The sequence below is a fragment of the Tolypothrix sp. VBCCA 56010 genome, from assembly GCF_050875635.1.
Lineage (GTDB): Bacteria > Cyanobacteriota > Cyanobacteriia > Cyanobacteriales > Nostocaceae > Hassallia.
The window spans coordinates 19,081-41,675 of sequence record NZ_JBPAOH010000055.1; the positions used below are offsets into that span (position 1 = coordinate 19,081).

Sequence of the window (22,595 nt, forward strand, 5' to 3'; positions counted from 1 at the left end):
CAATTTATTACAAGTACAGGCAAAGCTAATTAAAAAGCTTCACCTGTACTGTATTTAATTAGTTAGATTGCAGAACGAACTGTGTTCGTGTCTGAAGTCTGCATTGTGTGATATTAGCGTTCTTCGATGGGAAGATTAGGAGCGTCTATATCCAATTTTTCACTACGGATATTATCTTTCGCTTCTACTGTGTCGTGGTCAACAACTTTCTTGAAATTGACTTCTTCACGGACAAATGCTTCTTTGTTAATCTTAGCAGTTTCTTCGTAGATTTCCATGCGTGCTACTTCACCTTCCTTGAAAGCAGTTGCATCAGGAGTAACAGTTCTACCAGCATCAGCGGGTGTTACTCGCTCGACTACTACGCGCTCTTTTTCTACTGGAACCGAAACTCGTGCTGTGTCGGTTTCAACGTGCTTACCGATCGCTACTTCACCGGTTTTACGACGTTGTTTGTTAGCTACTAAGCGTTCTTCGTACAATCGCAGGGTTTGATGATCCTGCTCGTTTAGGTCATACAAAGAAGAATCTTGCTTGTAATTGTAGGTGTCGCGGTTGTAAGTAGGACGATCTACAATTGCATCTGCCCCTGGTGCTGGCTGATACGCTGCTGCACCCAAACCAGTTGCTGCACCCAAACTGGTTGCACCCAAACCGGTTGTTGCATCTAACGGTGTAGGTGTATCTAGGGGTCTTTCAGCAATTCCACCAGATGGACGATATACACCGCGTACTTTTTCTTCGTAGTCGTAATCAACTGCTAGGCGATCGCTAAACTCTGGTAAATCTTCTGCTTGCTGTCTGGTCATTCCTAAAGCATATACGCGATCGGCACCATGATCGACGCGAGTACGACCAACTGGTAACAATACTTTCTTACCAAAAATCCAAAAGCCTAAGTCAACAACAAAATAGCGGAAATGTCCATCTTCATCCACTAAAACGTCGCTGACAGTACCTATTTTTTCGTCACTTCCTTCGGTATATACACTCTTACCTTTGATGTCATCACCCTGAAAAGTGTTGCGATAGTCTGAGTCAAAATCTTCTAGCTTGTGAAGAGGCATATTATTTTTACTCCAACTTTATTTATCCTACATTAATATGGTAATTTTTTATTCGTTTATCTTCCTCTTTCTTACGACTGACTTCAATTACTTATCTCTGCATTCAAATGGTAGATATTTAAATCTATCTAACCGATAAATTATAATCTTTGCTTTCTTTACAAAACTTATTTATATTTTTATCAAAAAAATAACAGGCAGAAATCTAAATTTTCTACCTGTTTGCATCATTAAATAAACTCAACAAATTTGTTAATCAGTTCTTAAACACTCTTGTTAACGTTAGAACCGCTTTCATTTACACGCAAATCACCTTCAGTGTCAATATCTAACTCTTCGCGACGAATTGTTTCTTGTGCTTCAACCGTCTCTTTATCTACAACCTTGGTGACTCTAACTTCTTCACGGACAAACGTTTCTTTATGGATATCCGGGGTTTCTTCGTACAGTTCTATGCGTGCAACTTCACCTTCTTCAAACTTAGCTTCACGAGAATCTACTACAGCTTCGCTGGTTGTGGGAGTAACTCGCTCAATCACAACTCGTTCTTTTTCAATTGGTACTGAAACTCGTGCGGTTTCAGTTTCAATATGCTTGCCAACTGCTACTTCTCCAGTTTTGACACGAGTTTTATTAGCAACTAATCTTTCTTCATACAGTTTCAAAGTTTGATGAGATTGCTCGTTCAAATTATAGAAAGAAGGTTCTTGCTGATAATTGTAAGTGTCGCGATTTAAATTAACGTCTCTACCTTCTGGACGATAAACGTTGCGTACCTGTTCTTCGTAGTCGTAATCAACGGTTATGCTGTCTTTGTATTCTGGTAAACGTTCTACTTGTGATTTGCTGAGTCCATCAACGTAGACGCGCTTTTGATTATAGTCAATGTGGGATAGACCAATCGGAAGCAATATTTGTTTACCTAAAGATGCAATACCTGTATTAATGACTAAATAACGAAAACGACCTTCTGGATCGACTAATGCATCAGCTACTGAGCCAATTTTTTCTCCACCTTCGGTATAGAGATCCAAAGCTTTAATGTCATCACCAGCAAAGGTATCTCTATAGTTCGGGTCAAAGTCTTCGAGTTTGTAAAGAGGCATACTGCTGTTCCTAAGATGTTTAAAATATCTATCTAGGAATAGCCTAAACATTACTTTATTTGTTTACCTCCTGCTGGCGACAGAATTTAATTGATGTTGATGAAGATTAATGTCTCATAATTTTATCTTAAACCCCAAAACCTATGAATCACCCGTAATTACAGATTTAAATACCACTTAAGGTAGAAAAAAAATACTTATAGATGGAAAAAAAATATTACTTAAGTTAGGCGCTCGCTTGTTATTTTCTCCCACTAGAGATGTATATCTGCTTCTTAAAAAGATATCCGCCAAATGTCAATCGGGAAATTAGACAAAGCAGCTTCACCACCATGACCAATAATCAGAATTTTGCCATCCGGACTAAAAGCGATACTACTAGGTGTAAGACGATCAAAATTTTGATTGTTGCTGGGAGGTTGCACCAGCGTTTTTAGTACGGTTCCGGTAGACAAATTCCACAACTTAACCGAAGTATCTAAAGCACCACTAACCAGCGTCTGTCCATCCGGACTGATGGCGATCGCACTGATGCCCCCAATTGAAGATAAATTAAGAGTACGCTGCAATTCTCCGGTGTTTGCGTTCCATATCTTCACAGAAGGATCTGCACCGCTGACAAGCGTTTCTCCATCCGGACTAAAAGCAAGAAAACTAATTGCCCCAGAATGTGCAGTCAGGGTACGCAGTAATTTACCTGTTTTCAGCTTCCATAAGTTGATGATATTATTTGTAGTATCCACCCCACCCACCGCACCACTTCCGCTAGCTAGAGTTTGCCCATCCGGACTGATGGCAATAGAAGTAACTCGGCTAGAATGTCCGGTTAAAGTGGCAAGCAATTTTTTTGTATTCAGGTTCCATAATTTGATGGTCTTGTCGTAACTAGCACTTACGAGAGTTTGATTGTCTGGTGCGATCGCAAGCGAAGTTATGCCTTGAGAATGACCTTGTAGAGTACCAAGCAACTTTTTTGTCTTTAGGTTCCATAATTTGATACTCTTGTCTGTATTAGCTTGCGCTGTTCCCCCAGCAGTAACTAGAATTTGCCCATCTGGACTAATCGCAACCGCATTAACTCCATCAGTATGTCCATCTAAAGTAGCTAGCAGTTTTTTTGTATTCAGGTTCCACACCTTAATTGTTTGGTCAAAACTACCACTAACAAGGATTTGCCCATCTTGCGATAAAGCGAGAGAGGCAACATCCCATATATGTCCGCGCAATTGGTAAACTGGTTGAAAGCTTTGCCTAGATTTCTCCTGTGGTGTTAGTTGCGATTGTGCCAAGGATGGAAATAAGTTTGCACCACTAGCAAGGGTTGCTGCGACTAGCAAGGTTATAACTGATGAAGATGATAATTTATGAAGGTTCATTTACGTGGAGAATTAATGTGTTTGTGAAATTGTAAATTATATATAGCAATCTTATTTGAGTTGTGTTCGCGTAGTGTGCGTGCAAGCGCTCAAATTCGCGTCCAGATCCCCGACTTCGCATAAGTTGTCGGGGATCTAACTTTTCACGCTCTTATGCGCGGATTACTATATGCAAGCAAAGAAAAATATGATAGCCTGTAACGTTTGCGAAAACAACTGTTAGCGCTGTTAAATTTTAGATGTTTAATCAAATTTGGTTATCACAACTGCAAAAACATCGAGCGATCGCCGTGATTCGCGCTCTTGAATTTGAATTGGGACGTAAAATGGCATTGGCGATCGCTTCTGGAGGAATGCGGTTAATCGAAATTACCTGGAATAGCGATCGCGCTGCGGAATTAATTGCTCAATTGCGCTTAGAATTACCAGAATGCATTATTGGTACTGGTACGCTGTTAAATCTTAATCATATGGAAGAGGCGATCGCATCTGGAGCGCAATTTCTCTTCACACCCCACGTTGACTCAACTCTGATTCAAACCGCAATCGCGAAACATGTACCAATTATACCAGGGGCGCTGACTCCCACAGAAATTGTTAGCGCATATACACAAGGTGCAAGTTGTGTCAAGGTGTTTCCCGTGCAAGCGGTGGGAGGAGCTAATTATATTAAAAGTCTACAAGGACCATTAGGACAAATTCCCTTGATTCCCACAGGTGGGGTTACTTTAGATAATGCCCCAGAATTTTTAGCAGCTGGAGCGGTAGCAGTTGGTTTGAGTAGTGAATTATTTCCTCCTAAGCTGGTAAATAGTGGAGATTGGGAAGCGATCGCTCAACTGGCAAAAACTTTAATGCAAAAATGCAGTCAGGACAAGAGTCCTTAATTTAAGCGTTAAAACGCTTACTACATCCATATAATCAACAGAGCGGTTTAAGGAAATTAAACGGTAGGCGATCGCTTAATTGAAAGACTTTTCAATTAGATAAAATCAAACAAAGACAATAAGCCAGACGATAACCATTATGAGTCAAGCTATTGAGGGAGTACGCTGGACAATTTACGATTTAGAAGGTCTACCGCAGAATGAATGGACGCGCTATGAAATTATTGATGGAGAACTTTTCATGACTCGCTCACCTCATCGCCGCCATCAACAGGTTTGTGTTAAAATTGCTCGACAACTTGATGCTTGGTCAGAGTCGAGTGGTTTAGGGGAAACAATTATTACTCCCGGTGTAATTTTTTCAGAAGCAGATAGCGTCATACCGGATGTAGTTTGGGTAAGTCGAGAACGACTAGCTCAAATTGAAGATGAAGCGGGACATTTGACAAGCGCACCAGAGTTAGTTGTAGAGGTTTTATCTCCTGGTAAACAAAACGAACGTCGAGATAAAGAAGCAAAACTGAAACTTTATTCAGTTCAAGGTGTGCGGGAATATTGGATTGTCGATCGCTTAACTAAACAAGTAGAAGTTTATCGACGAGAAAAAGCGCGATTAATTTTAGTTGCTACTTTGTTAGGCTCAGATGAAATAACCTCGCCACTTTTACCGGGATTTTGTTGTTCTATCCGTTGCTTTTTTCCTGATTAGTGGCGGATAGCGATCGCATCTGCAAAGACTAATTTTTAGTTGTGAGATGGCGAAGTTATGAAATGCGATCGCTAGGAAGTGAAGTGTTAAAGTGCGGTTAGAAATTACGCTCGTTCTATGTACTTCTGGATGCAATGTACAGCACCTAATCCACGAGCTAAACTGTTGCAGTTTGGTAGCATTGTCACCTCAAAGCCGAGGTTTTGCCAAATTTTTTGATTGTCGTTGTCTGAATCTTTGAGGTAGCTCTGCTCATCATAACCATAGGTAGGCAACCACACCCGCTTGCTAGATGGTGTAATCTCAACCAGTGCGTTGTTTGCTGTGGCAAAATACCAGCTACGAAGCTCAACTTCTGTCAATCCTGCTGCTTGCAGCTTCAGGTAAATTTCATAGAGCTTTTTGTCTTCGGGACGATTCAGGTTATCGATAGTGGTTTTTTCTTTTGTGAAAGTTAGTGGTAATGGATTGCGAATGACACTAAATCCTTTGGATTCTAGAACATTGGCAATAGCATCAAAAACATTTTGCATTGAATACGCTGCTGCCGATGAAGAGGGTAGCGTTGGTGCTATCGAAGGATCGCCGACAAGAATCTGATATTTGCCACTTGCATTTCTCCCTAGCAGAGTCAGGAACATATCAATGTGAAATAGTGGTTGAGCTGTTCCCTCTTCATTACCTTGAAACACCAGATCAATGAAGTACTGACCATCTTCTTCTACTAACACAATATCTTCAGCAGGCACTGGAATTGGAGAACCGACATAAATTAACTCACGAGATACATCAAGGTTCTCTTTAAACAGTCGTTTCACTAAATCTTCTGGTTTTTCACCAGGATCTGGGAAAATAGCGTTTTCAATGTATTGAAGTGTTTTTGTCGGATAATCAATGCCAATTAGCCAGAAATCGTCACCAACAAGAATGTTTCCACCTTGAAAGTACAGAGGTACTTGAAAGTTTTTAATATTTGTTGCGTTGGTAACGTAGTCTGAAATGACAGCATCAGCGTACCGCAAGAATGACAAAGGTTCGATAAAATAAGTCTTCTGGTCTTTTGTGGCTGACATAGCGTATGCGTCCTGTGCCCAAATTGAGAAACCAACATAATCTGGAGTCTCAATAACCAGAGACGTTTTGTCTCTGTTGTAGTCTTTCAACCAATTTTCAACGACAGTTTTAGAGCCAGAATTTGTCAAACAGACAAAGCGAGTATCTTTTGGCAAGGTTTTAAGCAACTTCCTGTAGATAGCCTTGAATTCGGCTTCAGTGCCTTCTGCCGGAATAGTTAGTAGCATAGCAGCAATTTTACCCTCACTACTGCTCACAAGTTTAGGTTGTTGCGGCTTCGGTGGTCGCAAAGCTTCTTTAAAGACTAAACTTCTTGCCCCTTCTATTGCTCTAGTTTCATGTGCATTGAACTCTTCATTGGCTGGTAAGGGTGCTAAATCGGCTGCGGGTTTAGCTAGTGGTAAATCGCGTCGAATAACGCCCTTATTGTCAAGTAAGCTATAAAGATATGCTGCTGGTTTCATTTTGACTTATCCTCATGTTGTGTTTGCTTAATTATCCAGAAATGTTTAGTACACCTGTTTCATGATTATTTTTGCTATTGAGTCTAACGGCTTAACTCATCAGTGGCAGACAAAGATAGAACACACTGTTGAAACGTAAACCGACCGTCAGATGCAGCACAATATTGAACTAATTACATAGCGCGATCGCATGATTAGCAGTTGCCAAAGCGCAAAGTACTACATCCATTTGACAAGTATTTCAGCTTGAGAACTTCCACACTTCTATATTTTTATGGAAGCAAACCAATCAATTTATGCACTTTTGGATGGTTGTGTTATAAAAACTTGTCTCGAAACGTGGATGCCCTGTTCCTCCAAGTGGTAAAGTTGTCAATAAAATCGACTATGGCTTATCGGCAAAAGGCTTGTGTCAGATAAAATCAAACAAAGGCGATAAGCCAGACGGAGACAATTATGAGTCAAGCGATCGAGAAAGTACGCTGGACAATTTACGATTTAGAGGGTCTACCGCAGAATGAGTGGACGCGCTATGAAATTATTGATGGAGAACTTTTCATGACTCGCTCTCCCCATCGCCGCCATCAACAAGTTTGTGGTAAAATATTTGCAAAACTCGATGCCTGGTCAGAGTTGAGTGGTTTAGGGGAAACAATTATTACTCCCGGTGTAATTTTTTCAGAAGCAGATAGCGTCATACCGGATGTAGTTTGGGTGAGTCGAGAAAGACTGGCTCAAATTGAAGATGAAGCCGGACATTTAACAAGCGCACCAGAGTTAGTTGTAGAGGTTTTATCTCCTGGTAAACAAAACGAACGTCGAGATAAAGAAGCAAAACTGAAACTTTATTCAGTTCAAGGTGTGCGGGAGTATTGGATTGTCGATCGCTTAACTAAACAAGTAGAAGTTTATCGACGAGAAAAAGCGCGATTAATCTTATTTGCTACTTTGTTATGCTCAAATGAAATAACCTCGCCACTTTTACCCGGATTTTGTTGTTCTATAAGTTGCTTTTTTCCTGATTAGTGGCGGATGGCGATCGCTTCTACAAAGACTAATTTTTAGTTGTAAGATGGCGAGGTTATGAAATGCGATCGCATCACTTTATCTGGTGTTGTCTAATGAGGAGACAACCTACTTATTAGGAGCGATCAACTCGTCAATCAAGTGGGTAATCTTCTGGCGCACCCTCTGTAGGAACTGACATCTTCCAGGTTTCGTGCCAGAGTTGTTTAATTTTTTGAATGTTTTCTCCTGCTTTTATTGTCGTCCAGCCATCTTTAATAGCTTGCTTCTCCCTATCAGTTAACCTCCAAGATAAAGGCGGTCGATACCGACCATCTCTGTAAAATTCAGTTACTGCACATTCTGAAGATATTTCAGATTCGGAGGGGAAGAAGATGGGAAAGTATTGAATCTCTACCTGATTTTCCCATTTTTTGGCAAGGAGATCTGCTTCCTGAGCATTTCGAGATGCCAAAACTGGATCGCGTACCTTGAACATTGCAAGTAATGGTCCTAGCGTTGCCATAAACCAGCCTGGATTTCCCTTTTCCTGCTCCTTTAACATTGCAAATAAGGGTCTTAGCGATTCCATAAACCAGCCTGTATTCTCCTGCACCTTTTTAGAAGGATATTTAGGAAAAGCATTGATTTGCAACACAAGGACTCGTTTTATATTCAAATTCTTTTCAGGTTTTAGCCATTCATCCAGCCACTCTGCTGCCGTTACAAAACCAGAATTATCGAAATATCCCCCATCAGCAACATGATAATTACTATCAGGAATATTGATGCTGTTGCGGCAGATAGGAGTAACGTAGGGAAAGGTCGCTGATAATCTAGCAGCTGTGACAACATCCATATCATAGGTTCCATAAAGGCTGTTAAAATCTACATAATTTTTATCAATAACCTTGCCAAACGTTAATGGACTAATTAGAAACCGCCAGCCATTTTCGACTAAAGTGGCATTGAATATAGGAATAGGAATTTCGCCATCAAAAATCTGTTTTCGCCATGTTGCTAAGGTTTTTATTTTTTTCGGCTCCTTCATTTCTGACTGCCAGTCTATTTCAAGGGCTGTACCACGATCAAACTTCTGGTGAACCATGAAGGGAAACCCCATGAAACGCCACAGATCCAAATAAGCCAGACCCCAACCAACAGCATCTAAAGTATCTGCGGTAGCAGCATCAAAACTATCTTTGGTAGTTCTATCTGAGGATTTATATTTGTCCTTTTTTAATTCTAAAAAACCATTCTTATTAAAGCGATCTAGGTAGTACATCGTCCCTACCGAACCACCTGAAACAGCACTAATTAAACCTATTGCTTGGGTAAATGACGTTCCTAAATTTTGCTGTAGTCCAGTCAAGACTTGCGCTGTCCAACCTGCTGCTTGAATTCCGCCTCCACTGGCACATACAACTACTAAAGTCCGCTCTCCCGTTTGGTGCTGGAGACGTTTTTCTATCACTTGTTTGAAATCTCCAGAATCGCTATCAACTCTCTTATTACCTTCATTTTCTTGAAACGAATCAAGTTGAAAAAAGTGATTTGTACCAAATCCAACATAGGTGAAAGCAGAGAAAATCAAAAATAAAATCAATACAGGAACACGAAAGTAATCAAAGTAGAAAGTTGCGCCTCCATAGACTAGTGTTATTATCGAGATAATGACCAGCAAATATAAAAGAGCAGGTGCTTCGGGTCGATTTGTTTGTGGTTTTGGGTTAAAGCGCAAACCCACAGTAATGTAGATAGCTACCCCGATTATAAGATAAGCAATTGCTGTCAAATGTCCCGCAGTCAATTCACCAGTTTGAGAATTGATATAACCATCTGTTTTATGTTTACTTAAAAAATAAATGAATTCAACAAATATCTTGTTTAAGAAAGCATTTGAGCTTAACCACTGTTTGAGCAAATTAACGATAAACAGCAGTCCAATACTTAATCCTACACCTGCAATTACACCCCACTGTCTTTCATCATTTTTGAGTTTTTCTTGAGACAGGTCAATTGCAACGATACAAATGTATGAGCTTAAGGCAATAGCTATTCCATATTGCAAAAATTCCGGAATTTCTATTGCTGCTGGTACATCAAAGCGAGCTGGTGCGTTATGCAGAATAATGGATGCAACTGAAACTACTGATATTCCGGCTCCAATTGCGCTCCCAATTATGACTGCCAATTGCCACTTGCTACGAAGTACAAATAGATTCTTCAACATGGCTGGCAGCCAATCTTTAGCAAGTTTAGGCAGAAGCAGAAGAAATAAGCCCATCAAAATAGGCTGGCGCAGAAAGAAAAGATATTTCCACACAGCATCGGAAATTAGTAGCCATGCTGCTAGAGATGCCAGCACCAATACAAACCAAATAACTTTTTTCATATTGGATAGAGTTTGCTCAATTTTATGGAAATTGGTAAAGTGAGCATTGCCCACCTTACCGCTATGCGTTCTACTAGAATGCAGAGGTTTTAGCTGATTCTGATAAATCCAGCAACAAAGGACAGTTCTCGCGTAAAGTTTCCGCTTCTATTACCGTTGTTGCCTTCAGAAGTCAGAATCGTGGAACTACCAAGGGTGTATCCTCGAACTATACCGATGTGATCTAGAGATGAATCACCATCTCCCCACTCAAATACAAGAATGTCTCCGCGCCGAGGAGTAATGCTGCCCTTTGTATACCAGTACCCCTGCTTCTGTGCCCAGAACTTCCAAGAATCGACCAAAGCCATCGTTGCCCAAAAGCCTTCGGGTTTGTCTGGGATTTCCATTCCAACTTGACGGCAACAGTAAGTTACAAAAGCAGCACACCAATCGTAATTAACAGGAGTCAAACCAATATGAGGTATTGGACGTATATCTTGCATAGGCTTACGCAAGGGCTTTAGATACTTTTCAGCTTCGCTATCAGATCCAGTCCATCGCAGACCTTTGGCAGCTTCATCCTCAGCAAAGTCAGCAAGTTTGGCTCGAATTCCCAAATCGGGTGGGATAATAGCTTTAGCTTCTGGGTCTAGAGCTTTCCAAGTTTGAGGTCCGACCTCTCCATCAATCGTCAAACTAGCCTTTATCTGGAATGCTCGAACTGCTGCTTCTGTCCGATCGCCAAAATCTCCATCGACCTCCCCTGCATTAAATCCTTGAGCATTTAGGATTCTCTGTAGTGCTTTAACATCTTCTCCTTTAGTTCCTTGACGAAGAATACGAGTCAGTTCTGGCAATTCAAAATCTTTGGGTTCACTGCTACCCGGAAGCATGACAGGTTGACCGCTATAGTCAAGATTCCAGGCTTCTCCACCTTCACCTACATGAGGAAGGAGAAAAATTGAAGAACCAGGAAAACGATTGAGGTAAAATTGAAGCTCTTTTGCTGAAGCAGGCTGTTTTGTATCCCATTCAGATCCCCAAATAGGTAGGATGGGTTTGATCAACTCCATCTGCTTGTGAGCATCAAGACAAGCTTGAACTTCTTCTTCGTTTGTGGGTTCAAACTCAAATTTTTCAAAATAAATCTGAGGTAGAGCAATATCGCAGTACTGATCTAAAATCTTCCAGGGGACATTTGGATGAAATCCTGGATGACCGAAACTGGTATAACCAAGCGTTCCAGGTTTGACAAGAGGACGCAGTTGAGAAAGTAGTCTTTCTACATGCGGGTGAGTGCTTTTGTTTTCTACCTCAGCTTCCAAATCCAGGATGTACCCATCCAGTCCACAATCCAGAGCTTGCTTAACTGCCGAAACCTGAGCAGTCACATCAGAAGTACCATAGTGATACCCCCATCCATAAACTTGAATACCGCGAGACTTGAACTGCTCGACCGTTTCTGGAGAACACTGGTGTTTCCAGAACATAGGTTGCGATTTCCCGTCAAAAACTTTGAGGTAAACGCGCTTAACCTTACATTTAGTTAACTGCTCTAAGTAATCACTACGAAGTTTAGATAAGTTCCAAATCCAAGCTCCATTGGGATGTGCGATTTGATTAAGCTCATTTTTAGGAAAGAGCGAGATAATTTCGTCGAAGTAGACTTCAGCAGTTTGACTGCCAATAATCCCCGTCCACGGAGGTGCATTTCCTAAACCGTGTTTCTCTTTGAAATCATTAACTCCAGATTCTGTTAAGTCAAAACGATTCTCTTGGACGAATTGTAAGAATTTTTGGAGCGTTTCACGACCGATCGCTTGTGACTCATCCACTTTCAACAAAGTCTTCAATCGGGAGAGTTTGTCGATAGGTAAGTTTCGTAGGATGTCGAAAGCATAGCGTTCTTCAACGCTTAGAAGATTGATGTTAATTGTTTCAAGAGTTGCTGATAACATTTCTGGAATTTGCTGTGTGAATGAATACAAGAAAATTGGGTGTATTTATGCTGAGATATTCTGTAATTTTTACCTTAGCTTTTTCAGTAATAACCCAAGCGCGATCGCTCTGCCGGTGAGAAAAAGTGAGTTTTTTATGTAAATTTAGGTAAATTTTATGTAATATAGCTCGCAAGCTTGAAGAAGTATAGGACTTACGCACTTTATAAAGAGGCATTTACGTGCATCAGGGGAACTACACTCAGTCTTGTTGATTGAACTGACCAAAAGAGTGGCAGTTTTTTCCATTTATATTCCAAAACTGCATAAGTTGATGGTTCTTACACCTATTCTAAATACAGAAGGAACTTAACTTCTGTTGGTGCAAATCAAGTAACGGTTTACGCATACAATCAAATTTATGTCAATGCGTAAGTCATAAAGTAGTTATTAACACTACCTCAAGATATTTAGCCATGAGGGGACAAGACGCACTTAGCTTAGTTGATAAGCTTTTACAAGCTGAGAACCTGAAACGAAAACTGAATGATGTTCAATCGGTCGTCTTTTTGGGAACTTGGTCAGGACGCACATATACTGATATTGCGGATCAGTTAGATTACGAACCTGATTACATCAAACAAGTTGGTTCGCAGTTGTGGCGATCGCTTTCCCAAAAACTTGGTGAACCTGTCTCGAAGCACAATATTCAAGCGGTTTTACGTCGCTACCAACAATCGCAACAAGGTACGATCGCATCCCCCATAACTCAATCTCAGCAAGCTCGATTTTGCACTCGGCAAGAAGAACTACAAATTTTAGAAGAAACTTGGATTAAGAGCAATTCGCCTAACGGCGATAACTGTGCTTCGTATCATGTAGGTATCTTCAAAGAAAGCGAAAATAAATTAAGCGCTCTTAATTCTCGCTCCTATAAGATAAAAAGTATAGCAACAAAAGTGCATCCCGTGACCGTAACAACTGCAAAATGGACAATTGAAGACTATCATCACATGATTGCAGCTGGGATTTTATCAGGGCGTCAGGTTGAGTTGCTCAATGGAGAAATTATCGATCGGGTTCCAGAAGAAGAATATCATGCTTATTCTAGTGATGAGGCTGGAGAATATCTGATTTATCTGTTGGGCGATCGCGCCAAAATTCGCCAAGCTAAACCAATTACTTTACCACAAAGTAGTTCTGAACCAGAACCCGATATCGCTGTTGTTCAGCGTCTCGGACGAGATTACCGACAACATCATCCCTACCCAGAAAATATATTTTGGCTGATAGAGTACTCAAACTCTAGTCTGAATAAAGACTTGGAAGTAAAAAGTAAGATTTATGCAGCCGCAAATATTTCCGAATACTGGGTAATTAATTTGCAAACCGCGCAACTCATTGTATTTCGAGTTCCTACCGCTGAAGGCTATCAATCACAATCAACTTTGACTCAAGGTGAAATTAATCCTTTGGCATTTCCGGATGTTGCAGTTTCTATTAAGCGATTAATCGGGGATTAGGCAAAGCGATCGCGCTCGATTCGCGCTCTTGAATTTGAATTGGGACGTAAAATAGCAATGGCGATCGCTTCAGGAGGAATGCGGTTAATCTAAATTACTTGGAATAGCGATCGCGCTGCGGAATTAATCGCTCAACTACGTTTAGAATTACCAGAATGCATTATTGGTACTGGTACGCTGTTAAATCTCAATCATATGGAAGAGGCGATCGCTCAACTGGCAGAAACTTTAATGCAAAAATGTAGTAAGGACAAGAGTCCTTAATTTAAGCGCTCTGTGCGCTTACTACACCCATCGCACGACTGTCGGCAGGTAGACGAACAATTGTGTCTCATCATCTAAAATGACTACAGGTGTCTTCTAGGTTTAACAATCTTATCCATGAAGCGTCCTCAATGATAGACAAAATATAGTGTCAATCTATCTACCTTGATGCAAATGACTGAGCCAAATGATGCTAACTTGCCATCAACTGATTCTCAGCAGTCGAATGAATCGATTGATGATGTAAAAACTTCGGGCAATAATTTCAGTAAAAACCGCATCGTTGGAGTCTGGAATAATGCAACAAGTCGCCTGATGCAACTTTTACCCCTAGACCAAGTAGCACAAAGGCTTGTCAAACAGTTGAGCGTCAGCGAAGCTCAAGTTGCAGAAATTTTGCAGACAGTTCGCGCCGAATTACCAACTACTGAAGCGTTGCTGATTGGTAAGCCGCAAGCCGGAAAAAGTTCGATTGTCCGGGGACTGACGGGAGTTTCTGCGGAGATTGTCGGTCAAGGATATCGTCCGCATACGCAACATACTGAACGCTACGCTTATCCTTCAAATGACCTGCCTTTACTGATTTTTACGGATACGGTCGGTTTGGGAGATGTGTATCAAGAACAAAAGGCAATCATTCAGGAATTAATTAACGATTTGCAAAAAGAAAGTCGCGGTGCAAGAATTTTGATTCTCACGGTGAAAATTAACGACTTTGCTGTTGACTCGCTACGACAAATTGCTGAGGAATTACGTCAGAAATATCCAGATATTCCCTGTTTGCTAGCGGTTACTTGCTTGCATGAAGTTTATCCTCCGGGTACGGCAGATCATCCGGCTTATCCACCAGATTATCAGGAAGTCAAGCGAGCATTCGCCGCAATTGAGCAAGCTTTTAGTGGAGTGTGCGATCGCTCTATCATGATCGATTTTACTTTAGAAGAAGACGGTTACACACCAGTATTTTATGGTTTAGAGGCGTTAAGAGATACTTTAGCAGATTTACTTCCAGAGGCTGAATCTCAGGCAATTTATCAGTTATTGGATCGCTCTGCTGGTGAGCAAATTGGCAACCTCTACCGCGATGTAGGGCGTCGTTACATGCTAGCATTTGCAATCATGGCAGCTACCCTGGCAGCAGTACCGTTGCCACTAGCGACAATGCCAGTATTAACCGCATTGCAAGTATCGATGGTGGGGTTGCTAGGTAAATTGTACGGACAGACGCTGACACCATCGCAAGCGGGGGGTTTGGTAAGTGCGATCGCAGGTGGTTTTTTAGCAAAGGCGATCGCTCGCGAGTTAATCAAATTTATACCAGGTTTTGGTAGCGTAATTGCTGCATCCTGGGCAGCGGCTTATACTTGGTCGTTGGGGGAAGGTGCTTGTGTTTACTTCGGTGATTTGATGGGGGGCAAAAAACCCGATCCGAAGAAGATTCAGTCAGTGATGCAAGTTGCTTTTGAAAGTGCAAAAGAGCGGTTTAAGAAAATTAAAAAGTAATAACACTGCCTTGTTGTATTCGACGCTTAAACAGCATATCGGTTTAACTGAAATGAGGATTTTTAAGTTATGCTGAAATTGATAATGAAACGCGCAGAAACTGATGCAGCACTGGTGGAAATGGCACAAGATCCAGAGTATCAAGCTCAAGTGCTAAAAATGGAGGCTGAGTTTGCTGTAGCTAGTTGGGAAGCCTTGCAAGTGGGAGAATCCCCAACATGAGGAGGGGAGAAGTTTATGATGTTCGACTTGAACCTGTTGAAGGTTCACAAACAAGGTGGAACTCGCCCTGTGATTATAGTAAGCCGAGATGCGATCGCTGCTTATAGTCCTGTAGTTTTGGCTGTTCCTTGCACCACTTATAAAACTGGTAAACGAGTTTATCCGACTCAGGTGTTAATTCAAACCCCAGACGGTGGATTAACCAACGATATCGCTATAGCAGATCGGGTGCGGGTATTATCCAAAACTCGCTTTTCGCGTTTACGAGGAATGCTTAGTGATGAAACAATGATTTTACTGAATGAAGCTTTATTAATTGCGTTGGATTTGCCTGGTCAAGAAGAAGGGTGTGGGGTGTAGGGTGTAGGGTGTAGGAAAGAAGACGGCGCCCTTCGGGGCGTGTGATTCCCCGACCAACGCAATCGCCCTCGCTCGCAAGGGGGCGTATGTTTCCCACTGGTTGTTGGGGCTATCTCTTTCCCCACACCCCACACCCCACACCCCACACCCCGCCCCAACGGGGCTTGGTCAAGTTTGAATCTGACTTTTCACGTTATGTGGAAAACCTCATATGGTAATTCTTCATCCGCTTTCAGATTTTATCGACAACTATACAGTCAGCAACTCATCTCCAAGCTATTATTATCAAGGGCATTGTCCTGAAGGTGGCGAACTTCTGAAACTACCCCGCACTTCATTGGTAGAGGCGATCGCTCACAAATTAATGCAACATCTTGCCCAAAATGACTTATACTGTCGTGAAGGTAAAATGTATGGAATATTATTAGTTGAACTACCATTAGGCGAACAACGAATAATCAAAGCTTTCTCCGGTCTTCTTAATGGTAAGAGTATAGTTGAAGGCTGGGTTCCGCCAATTCCGGGACGAGATGAAGTAGCATTAGAAGAAGCTTGCACATTAGGGCAATTAGAAGCTATCAAGCAGGAAATTATCACTTTAAAGCAACTTCCCCAAAGGCAGCAATACGAAACGCTTAAAAGCGAGTTTGATATAAAGTTGCAAAAAATAAGCGATCGCCATCAAAATTATAAACAGCAACGACACGAAAAACGTCAGATACTCTGCCAAACTCTGACTGGAGAAGCTTTAATAATTGCCCTTGAACAACTCGATGAAGAAAGTCGTCAGCAGAAAATTGAGCGACGACACCTTAAACGTTTACGAGATGATACTTTGCAACCGCTTCAGCAGATAATTGAAACCGCAGATATACAGATTCGCGAACTGAAACAACAGCGCAAACAACTTTCCCGGCAATTACAAACGCAGATACACGCAGCTTACACCCTAGTGAATTTTCTAGGGGAATCGCAATCTTTGCAGCAATTAATACCAGGTGGCTTACCCACTGGAACGGGAGATTGTTGTGCCCCAAAACTGCTGCATTATGCGGCAACACATAACCTCAAACCTCTAGCAATGGCTGAGTTTTGGTGGGGTGCATCCTCTGCACAAGATAAAATCCAGGGAGAGTTTTACGGTGCTTGTGTGGAACGCTGTCAGCCATTGATGGGGTTTTTGCTGTCAGGATTAAGACCTAACCCTCCAGAGGTCTTACCGATTATTTATGAAGATGAATGGTTAATTGCGGTAAATAAACCTCCAGGACTGCTTTCTGTACCTGGTCGTTATCGCGATCGCCAAGATAGTGTTGTGACTCGCTTGCATCAAAAGTTACCTGATGGCATGGCGATCGCATCTGTGCATCGTTTGGATCAAGAAACCTCTGGTATACTTTTGCTGGCACGCGATCGCTCTTCTCATCGTCAACTCAGCCAGCAGTTTCAGCAACGCCAAATTTACAAAATTTATGAAGCGGTACTTTCCGGTTTGCTGACAATTGATGAAGGTGCGATTGAATTGCCATTATGGGGAGATCCGCAAAATCGCCCTTATCAGCAAGTCGATGAACGCGGCAAATTAAGCTTAACTCACTTCCGGGTAATTGCGAGAGAAAAAGACTACACTCGTATAGAATTTATACCTAAAACCGGACGCACCCATCAATTGAGAGTTCACGCTGCCGATGTTAGAGGACTTGGGGTAAGTATATTAGGCGATCGCCTTTATGGATGCGTAAACAACGCAAATCGGTTATATCTGCACGCAAGAGAACTTCGCTTTCAGCATCCGCAAACCGGACAAACTGTGCATTTACGAGCAAATACACCGTTTTGAGCCATCAATTTAAGCTATGGAAAGAGGTGAGCGCATTGCACAGCAAACTGGATGTATATCTCACCTTTGAATACTTTAGTCTGTATAACTTTTGTATTCAAAGTTCTAATTTATTATTTATGCAATTTAGTAAACTAGACCAAATTTTAGGGCTAGAAATACAGCGCCGTCGTATACACAAAGGTTGGTCTCAAGAGTACTTGGCAGAAGTAACAGGTCTGCACAGAACATACATTAGCCAACTTGAACGAGGACTGAAAAGCCCATCTGTTAGAGTTCTTAGTCATATCACCCAGGCTTTAAGTGTAACAATGAGCGAATTTTTACAAACCGTAGAGGAATCTTTGAGTGTTGACAAGCAACGAGATTAATAGGTTGAGACAAGCTATTATAGCCACTGTTGCATCCCCAGTTATTGGGTCTATAGAAGATTATGCTTGGGAGGCGATTTTTCATTATGTCAAAGATATTCCTCTTTCAGATCCCGCGCTAGGGCGTAGCAAACTTCTCTATGACGCTGTTAACGTTGTGACTAAAACAGGTTGGTCACTGAAATCTCTCCAACTCAATAACCTTACAATTGGAAATACATTTTTATTTGTAATTCAGAGAGCAGATATTATAAAAAAGGCAGAACAGCTTGGTTTTCCAGGTCTGACTGAGCATTCTTCACCCCAAGAACTTGGGACAGCTATCATCCAACACTGGAATGATAAAATTATAATGAGTCAGTCGTTACAAGGTGTTGTAAATAGTTATGAAGGCATACTACTGAAAACCATAAGAGGTAACAAATATATTTACGTTGAATATCTACTGAATCCTCTTGACCCAACTACTTTTTCTTGGGCTTGGACAGTCGATAGAAAGACTGGGATAAATGGAGTTGGGCTACAGGGAAGTGTTGCAGGTAAAACAGAGTTAGTGTGGTACAAAAATCAGAAACAACTTTTTAAGGCTAGAACTATTCCTCTAGAGGCTGTTTGTATAAATATTGAACGAATTCGTCTTAAACCTGAGAATTATGTAAATACCATCATCGCAGCTTTACAAGATCAAATCAATAAAGATTCTCCTAATGATGATCCTGGATAATACACTCAGCTATTGCTTTAGCCAGTAGTGGAGGTACTGATTCACCAATCTGAGAAGCCATATCAGTATATGTTCCTACAAAGTGAAAGTTATCTGGGTAAGAATGCAATCTTGCCGCCTCACGTATTGTAATTGTTCTATCCTGTGTAGGATGGAAAAATCTACCAGAACCAGGATGAAAAAGCCATCTGGTAATAGTTCTTGCTGGTTTATCCCAGTACAGCCTTCCATATGCTCCACTGTAGTGCTTTTTAGGAGCTAACTCATATGGTAAGTCTCTAGCATCTTGTCCTTCCTTTAACAGACGTACTCTTGCCATCTGAACAGAGCTTAAAACACGAGCAACATGGTTAACAATTCTTGTGCTGCCATTACGGAGTATGACTTGGTACGTGCTTTGTGGGGCAAAGGGGTATCCCTCATCACCATATTTCTCTCCTGCATTTAACGGTGGCAAGTCGCCAATTGCATCTCTAACCGTGACAAGAGGAAAGACGTTTGATTTTAGTTGAGTCAGATGGGAACGGAGTTTTTTGGCTCTATAATCGCTTTTAATATCACCAGAGTATGTAGGTTCGGGAAAGCGAAGTGAACGGTGTAGACTAGCCAGAAAAAAAGCTCTAGATCTTGTTTGTGGCACTCCATAATTGGCTGCATTTAATGATGCCGAAGCAACTTTATACCCGAGTAATTCAAGTTGCTCTGTAATTTCATTTTTTACTACACTATCATAAGCCTTCAAAATTTCAGGCACATTTTCAATGATGACATAAAGAGGTCTAAACTCTTGCACAAACTCTAAGAAAGTTCGATATAACTGATTGCGACGATCATTTAGAGAGCGATAGTCAGCCGGGATATTTCTTGAGAAGCCTTGACAAGGAGGACCACCAATCAGTGCTTTAAGTTCTTCTCTGTGTAAACCTAGCCATGAACGAAGTTCTGAAGGATTAACTTTATGAATATCTTGATGAATAACTTTAGTGTTTGGATAATTATGGCTGTAAGTAGCTAAAGCTTTTTGATTGGAATCAATCGCACATAAAGACTCAAAACCAGCTAAATGAAATCCCGTAGTCAAGCCGCCTGCACCAGCAAATAGATCAATAATTTTGTGTGTCATATTTGACTACTATAGTATTCAAGTAATGTTGTCAACTTATTTTTTCTTTTGCTCATAACTTACTCATGACCTGGTAACAATCAAGGAAATCTGTTGTTTGAGCGATTGCTCGTTGTCCAGAAACCTGGTTTTTTCCTATTTGTACACAACTGTTCCTCTCTCGAAAGTATATCCACATCTGCCGCTAACTATGCCCAAGGGGTCGCCCTCAGTGCCCTAGTCAAGGACATAAGGGCTTACTTAAGCACCTTTGCTGGTGGTGTTATACCACTTTTATTCAAACCTGCATCGATTTTCTTCAGTAATGTAAAATCCTCCTCCGGCAAAGGATAACTATTATTATCAAAACTCCGCTTATCTAAAAACGAGAATGCTTGTCTAAACTGATACGGTTGTGCTTTAATCGGTGCGTCAAAGTGACAGGGGATAATTTGCTGAAAGTTCCAACTAGCAATCTTATCAGCCCATTCTATAGTTTCTTTGGGTGCGCGATTGAGAATGAGAGTCTGTAAAATTGGTGCCACAAACAAACGACCATTTCCGCGCAGTGCATCAAATGACTGTTTCCAGTTTTGCTTCCATTGAAAGGGAAACAACCCGAAATATGCTTTTTTTGAACGTTCCGGTGCTTTGAAAGCGTTGCGAAACACTTCACTCCATGCGGGTACTTCTAAAACAGCAGGTTGAAAGTATAAAGCAAATAAAGAGATACGCTGCCATCCTTTACGGCGGTTCAACTGATTGTCGGCAACGATATCAGTCGCTTTGTCTTTAGCATGAAACAGCAGAGGATATGGATCTAATTGTACGATCGCCGGCGGATCTTCTGGTACAGAAACAACAGAATCGGTGATAAGCAAAGTATGCGATCGCTTGTGAAAAAATGCAACTTCGGCAAACTTACCCGGTCCCAAATAAATCGGACCGAGTATCGCGTAATCAAAATCCGTCGCAAAAGGTGCTGTACTGCTGTCTTCTGGAAGTAATGAAGTGCGTTTAGAAGGCAAACCGAGCCAACTTAAAGGCAAATTTACCGGGAAACTCCACTGTTCTGGAGCCACAAATACCTGTGCATTCGCAAAGCATCTCGCAAACGGACCGACAAAAACTTTGTGTTCCAATCCAGAAATAGTTGGCAGAATGATATACTTAACATCGCCGTGGTGTGTCACCAACTCTTTGACCAGCCGGATACATTCTGGAGTGGGTGCGATCGGTGCATAAACGAGCAAACCACCTTGATTAAGCTTAACAACAGTCATGCGAATCGGCACAACAACGTAGAAAATCCCCTGAAGCTGGTCAAAAGTCCAAATTGTGTCTTTAACCACTTCCTTGCGAATTGTCTGGCGTCTACCATACGGGTAAAGTGGCAAAGTGAACCAGAAAGACCAAGAAAAGTCTCTCGGATGAATCTTTTGTGCGTTTACATCATCAGTCACTTTGCGACCCCTTGCAAATGCCCAATACTTAGACTATTATAAAGGATTGAGGACTTATGGTGATATAAATGAACGTACTAACCGACAGCAAGTAGTCTTAAACCAAGCGCATCGGCGATAACTTCTGCGGACAACATCGAGGACAAAGTAGGGTATCCGCAGCTTTATTGGAGAGATCAAGGGACGGTACAGCCAGTAATATGCCTTCTTCAGGTTATTCCACTTTGAGCAAGTCTCGCGATGCAGGAAGTCCGAGACATCTACAACTAGTCCTCTACCTTCGTGCATCATTACATTGCGTCCGTGGATATCATGGGGGTGAAGACCGCGCCCACGAGCATAGTCTAGCGCAGAGTCGATGTCTTGTATAACCTTTTTAGGGATACATAGACCACGGTGGATGCAGTCATAGAGGGTTACACCATACAACCGCTTCAGCACTAAGAAGTTGTCTAAAGCGTACAAACACTGAGAAAAAGCTGGATGTGAACCCAAGCGGCGGTATACCTCGACTTCCTCCTCAAAGCCCGGTCGTCCTGGCGCGTAAATTTTCACCACCAGGTTTGGGTAATCCGGGTGATAAACCACTGCGGCGTAGTTTCCCTTTCCCAAAAGCCGCCAAGGGTCAGGTAGATAATGGACTTTCACCGGGTCGTGGGGATCGACACTCTCGATCTGCAATCCTGGTAGTAGTTGGTGGATACTCTCAACCAGCCGATTAATGTGTGTATCCATACAGGATAAGTATACATTTGCCGTGGAGATAACTTCAATAAATTATCCCACCCAGCTTAACAGTCGTTAATTTTCAGGTTAAGTATTTTACATTATTTAAAAACAGTAAGCCGCGATCGCCCATACGCCTAACCTACGTTTGTATATCCAATTATCCGATGAACGCAAATAGCCAAGTGCAGAGGTTGCATGGCGCACAGCTGCATCTGTGCAATGTTTCTCAAGTGCAGATATTGGGTATAAAATTATATAAATTCTGGCGTTGCACCAATCAAGGTATGAATGAGCACAAGAAGCAATTCATTCCTGTGCTTCTACAGGTCTAGATCCCAATGTTGACATCACCAAATTCAATTAGTTACAGCAACGCCGAAATTCTTACTAACTCCTGTACGGGCGGGGTTACCCCGCCCCTCCTAACTCCTGTACGGGCGGGGTTACCCCGCCCCTCCTAACTCCTGTACGGGCGGGGTTACCCCGCCCCTC

The 22,595-nt window shown here is 41.7% G+C and carries 17 protein-coding genes and 2 pseudogenes; 10 read left to right on the plus strand and 9 right to left on the minus strand.

The annotated features are described in order from the left end of the window. Positions 1 to 113: 113 nt before the first annotated feature. The 3 genes from AABK37_RS19405 to AABK37_RS19415 all read right to left on the minus strand — a co-directional run bounded on the left by AABK37_RS19405 (position 114) and on the right by AABK37_RS19415 (position 3,510). Positions 114 to 1,067 carry a DUF2382 domain-containing protein gene (locus AABK37_RS19405; protein WP_432553183.1) on the minus strand — a complete coding sequence of 318 codons (954 nt, stop codon included), beginning with the start codon at positions 1,065 to 1,067 and terminating at the stop codon, positions 114 to 116. 263 nt (positions 1,068 to 1,330) lie between these two features. Continuing rightward, a complete protein-coding gene (locus AABK37_RS19410; protein WP_432553184.1) occupies positions 1,331 to 2,173 on the minus strand; it encodes a DUF2382 domain-containing protein in 843 nt (280 codons plus the stop codon). 275 nt (positions 2,174 to 2,448) lie between these two features. Next, complete coding sequence (locus AABK37_RS19415) at positions 2,449 to 3,510, minus strand: WD40 repeat domain-containing protein (protein ID WP_432553185.1); 1,062 nt, start codon at positions 3,508 to 3,510, stop codon at positions 2,449 to 2,451. Between the two features lie 278 nt (positions 3,511 to 3,788). Between AABK37_RS19415 and AABK37_RS19420 the strand changes: the two genes are divergently transcribed. Together AABK37_RS19420 and AABK37_RS19425 are read left to right on the plus strand one after the other, a co-directional pair. Continuing rightward, a complete protein-coding gene (locus tag AABK37_RS19420; protein ID WP_432553186.1) occupies positions 3,789 to 4,436 on the plus strand; it encodes a bifunctional 4-hydroxy-2-oxoglutarate aldolase/2-dehydro-3-deoxy-phosphogluconate aldolase in 648 nt (215 codons plus the stop codon). A 139-nt stretch (positions 4,437 to 4,575) separates the two neighbouring features. Continuing rightward, complete coding sequence (locus AABK37_RS19425; protein WP_432553187.1) at positions 4,576 to 5,145, plus strand: Uma2 family endonuclease; 570 nt, start codon at positions 4,576 to 4,578, stop codon at positions 5,143 to 5,145. A gap of 104 nt (positions 5,146 to 5,249) precedes the next feature. Here the strand turns inward: AABK37_RS19425 and AABK37_RS19430 are convergent, their stop codons facing one another. After that, positions 5,250 to 6,683: a hypothetical protein gene (locus tag AABK37_RS19430; protein WP_432553188.1), complete on the minus strand. Its 1,434-nt coding sequence runs from the start codon at positions 6,681 to 6,683 to the stop codon at positions 5,250 to 5,252. Positions 6,684 to 7,139: 456 nt separating this feature from the next. Between AABK37_RS19430 and AABK37_RS19435 the strand changes: the two genes are divergently transcribed. Further along, entirely contained in the window at positions 7,140 to 7,709 is a 570-nt protein-coding gene (locus AABK37_RS19435) for a Uma2 family endonuclease (protein WP_432553189.1), read from the plus strand. Positions 7,710 to 7,842: 133 nt separating this feature from the next. Here the strand turns inward: AABK37_RS19435 and AABK37_RS19440 are convergent, their stop codons facing one another. After that, positions 7,843 to 10,083: a patatin-like phospholipase family protein gene (locus AABK37_RS19440; protein ID WP_432553190.1), complete on the minus strand. Its 2,241-nt coding sequence runs from the start codon at positions 10,081 to 10,083 to the stop codon at positions 7,843 to 7,845. 89 nt (positions 10,084 to 10,172) lie between these two features. After that, positions 10,173 to 12,023, minus strand: a complete 1,851-nt coding sequence (locus AABK37_RS19445) for a peptidoglycan-binding protein (RefSeq protein WP_432553191.1) — start codon at positions 12,021 to 12,023, stop codon at positions 10,173 to 10,175. Positions 12,024 to 12,970: 947 nt separating this feature from the next. Here AABK37_RS19445 and AABK37_RS19450 point away from each other — a divergent pair. The 7 genes and pseudogenes from AABK37_RS19450 (at position 12,971) to AABK37_RS19480 (ending at position 18,809) form a co-directional block, all read left to right on the plus strand. Further along, positions 12,971 to 13,525 carry a Uma2 family endonuclease gene (locus AABK37_RS19450; protein ID WP_432553201.1) on the plus strand — a complete coding sequence of 185 codons (555 nt, stop codon included), beginning with the start codon at positions 12,971 to 12,973 and terminating at the stop codon, positions 13,523 to 13,525. A 438-nt stretch (positions 13,526 to 13,963) separates the two neighbouring features. Further along, complete coding sequence (locus tag AABK37_RS19455) at positions 13,964 to 15,292, plus strand: GTPase family protein (RefSeq protein WP_432553192.1); 1,329 nt, start codon at positions 13,964 to 13,966, stop codon at positions 15,290 to 15,292. 84 nt (positions 15,293 to 15,376) lie between these two features. After that, positions 15,377 to 15,514, plus strand: a pseudogene (locus tag AABK37_RS19460) (CopG family transcriptional regulator); the annotation flags it as partial. After that, a pseudogene (locus tag AABK37_RS19465) lies at positions 15,511 to 15,874 on the plus strand (type II toxin-antitoxin system PemK/MazF family toxin). The pseudogenes AABK37_RS19460 and AABK37_RS19465, both read left to right, overlap by 4 nt. Positions 15,875 to 16,085: 211 nt before the next feature. Next, complete coding sequence (locus AABK37_RS19470; protein ID WP_432553193.1) at positions 16,086 to 17,714, plus strand: pseudouridine synthase; 1,629 nt, start codon at positions 16,086 to 16,088, stop codon at positions 17,712 to 17,714. Continuing rightward, positions 17,711 to 18,085 carry a helix-turn-helix domain-containing protein gene (locus tag AABK37_RS19475; protein WP_432553194.1) on the plus strand — a complete coding sequence of 125 codons (375 nt, stop codon included), beginning with the start codon at positions 17,711 to 17,713 and terminating at the stop codon, positions 18,083 to 18,085. Before AABK37_RS19470 ends, AABK37_RS19475 begins: the two co-directional genes overlap by 4 nt. Positions 18,086 to 18,089: 4 nt before the next feature. Continuing rightward, positions 18,090 to 18,809, plus strand: coding sequence for a hypothetical protein (locus AABK37_RS19480; protein WP_432553195.1), 720 nt, complete (start codon positions 18,090 to 18,092; stop codon positions 18,807 to 18,809). On the opposite strand, the gene AABK37_RS19485 is transcribed toward AABK37_RS19480, so the two are convergent. The 3 genes from AABK37_RS19485 to AABK37_RS19495 form a co-directional block, all read right to left on the minus strand. Further along, positions 18,790 to 19,932, minus strand: a complete 1,143-nt coding sequence (locus AABK37_RS19485) for a DNA cytosine methyltransferase (RefSeq protein WP_432553196.1) — start codon at positions 19,930 to 19,932, stop codon at positions 18,790 to 18,792. The genes AABK37_RS19480 and AABK37_RS19485 overlap by 20 nt on opposite strands. Positions 19,933 to 20,168: 236 nt before the next feature. Continuing rightward, entirely contained in the window at positions 20,169 to 21,374 is a 1,206-nt protein-coding gene (locus tag AABK37_RS19490; RefSeq protein ID WP_432553197.1) for a DUF4336 domain-containing protein, read from the minus strand. A gap of 54 nt (positions 21,375 to 21,428) precedes the next feature. Continuing rightward, complete coding sequence (locus AABK37_RS19495; protein WP_432553198.1) at positions 21,429 to 22,109, minus strand: serine/threonine protein kinase; 681 nt, start codon at positions 22,107 to 22,109, stop codon at positions 21,429 to 21,431. Between the last annotated feature and the right edge of the window lie 486 nt (positions 22,110 to 22,595).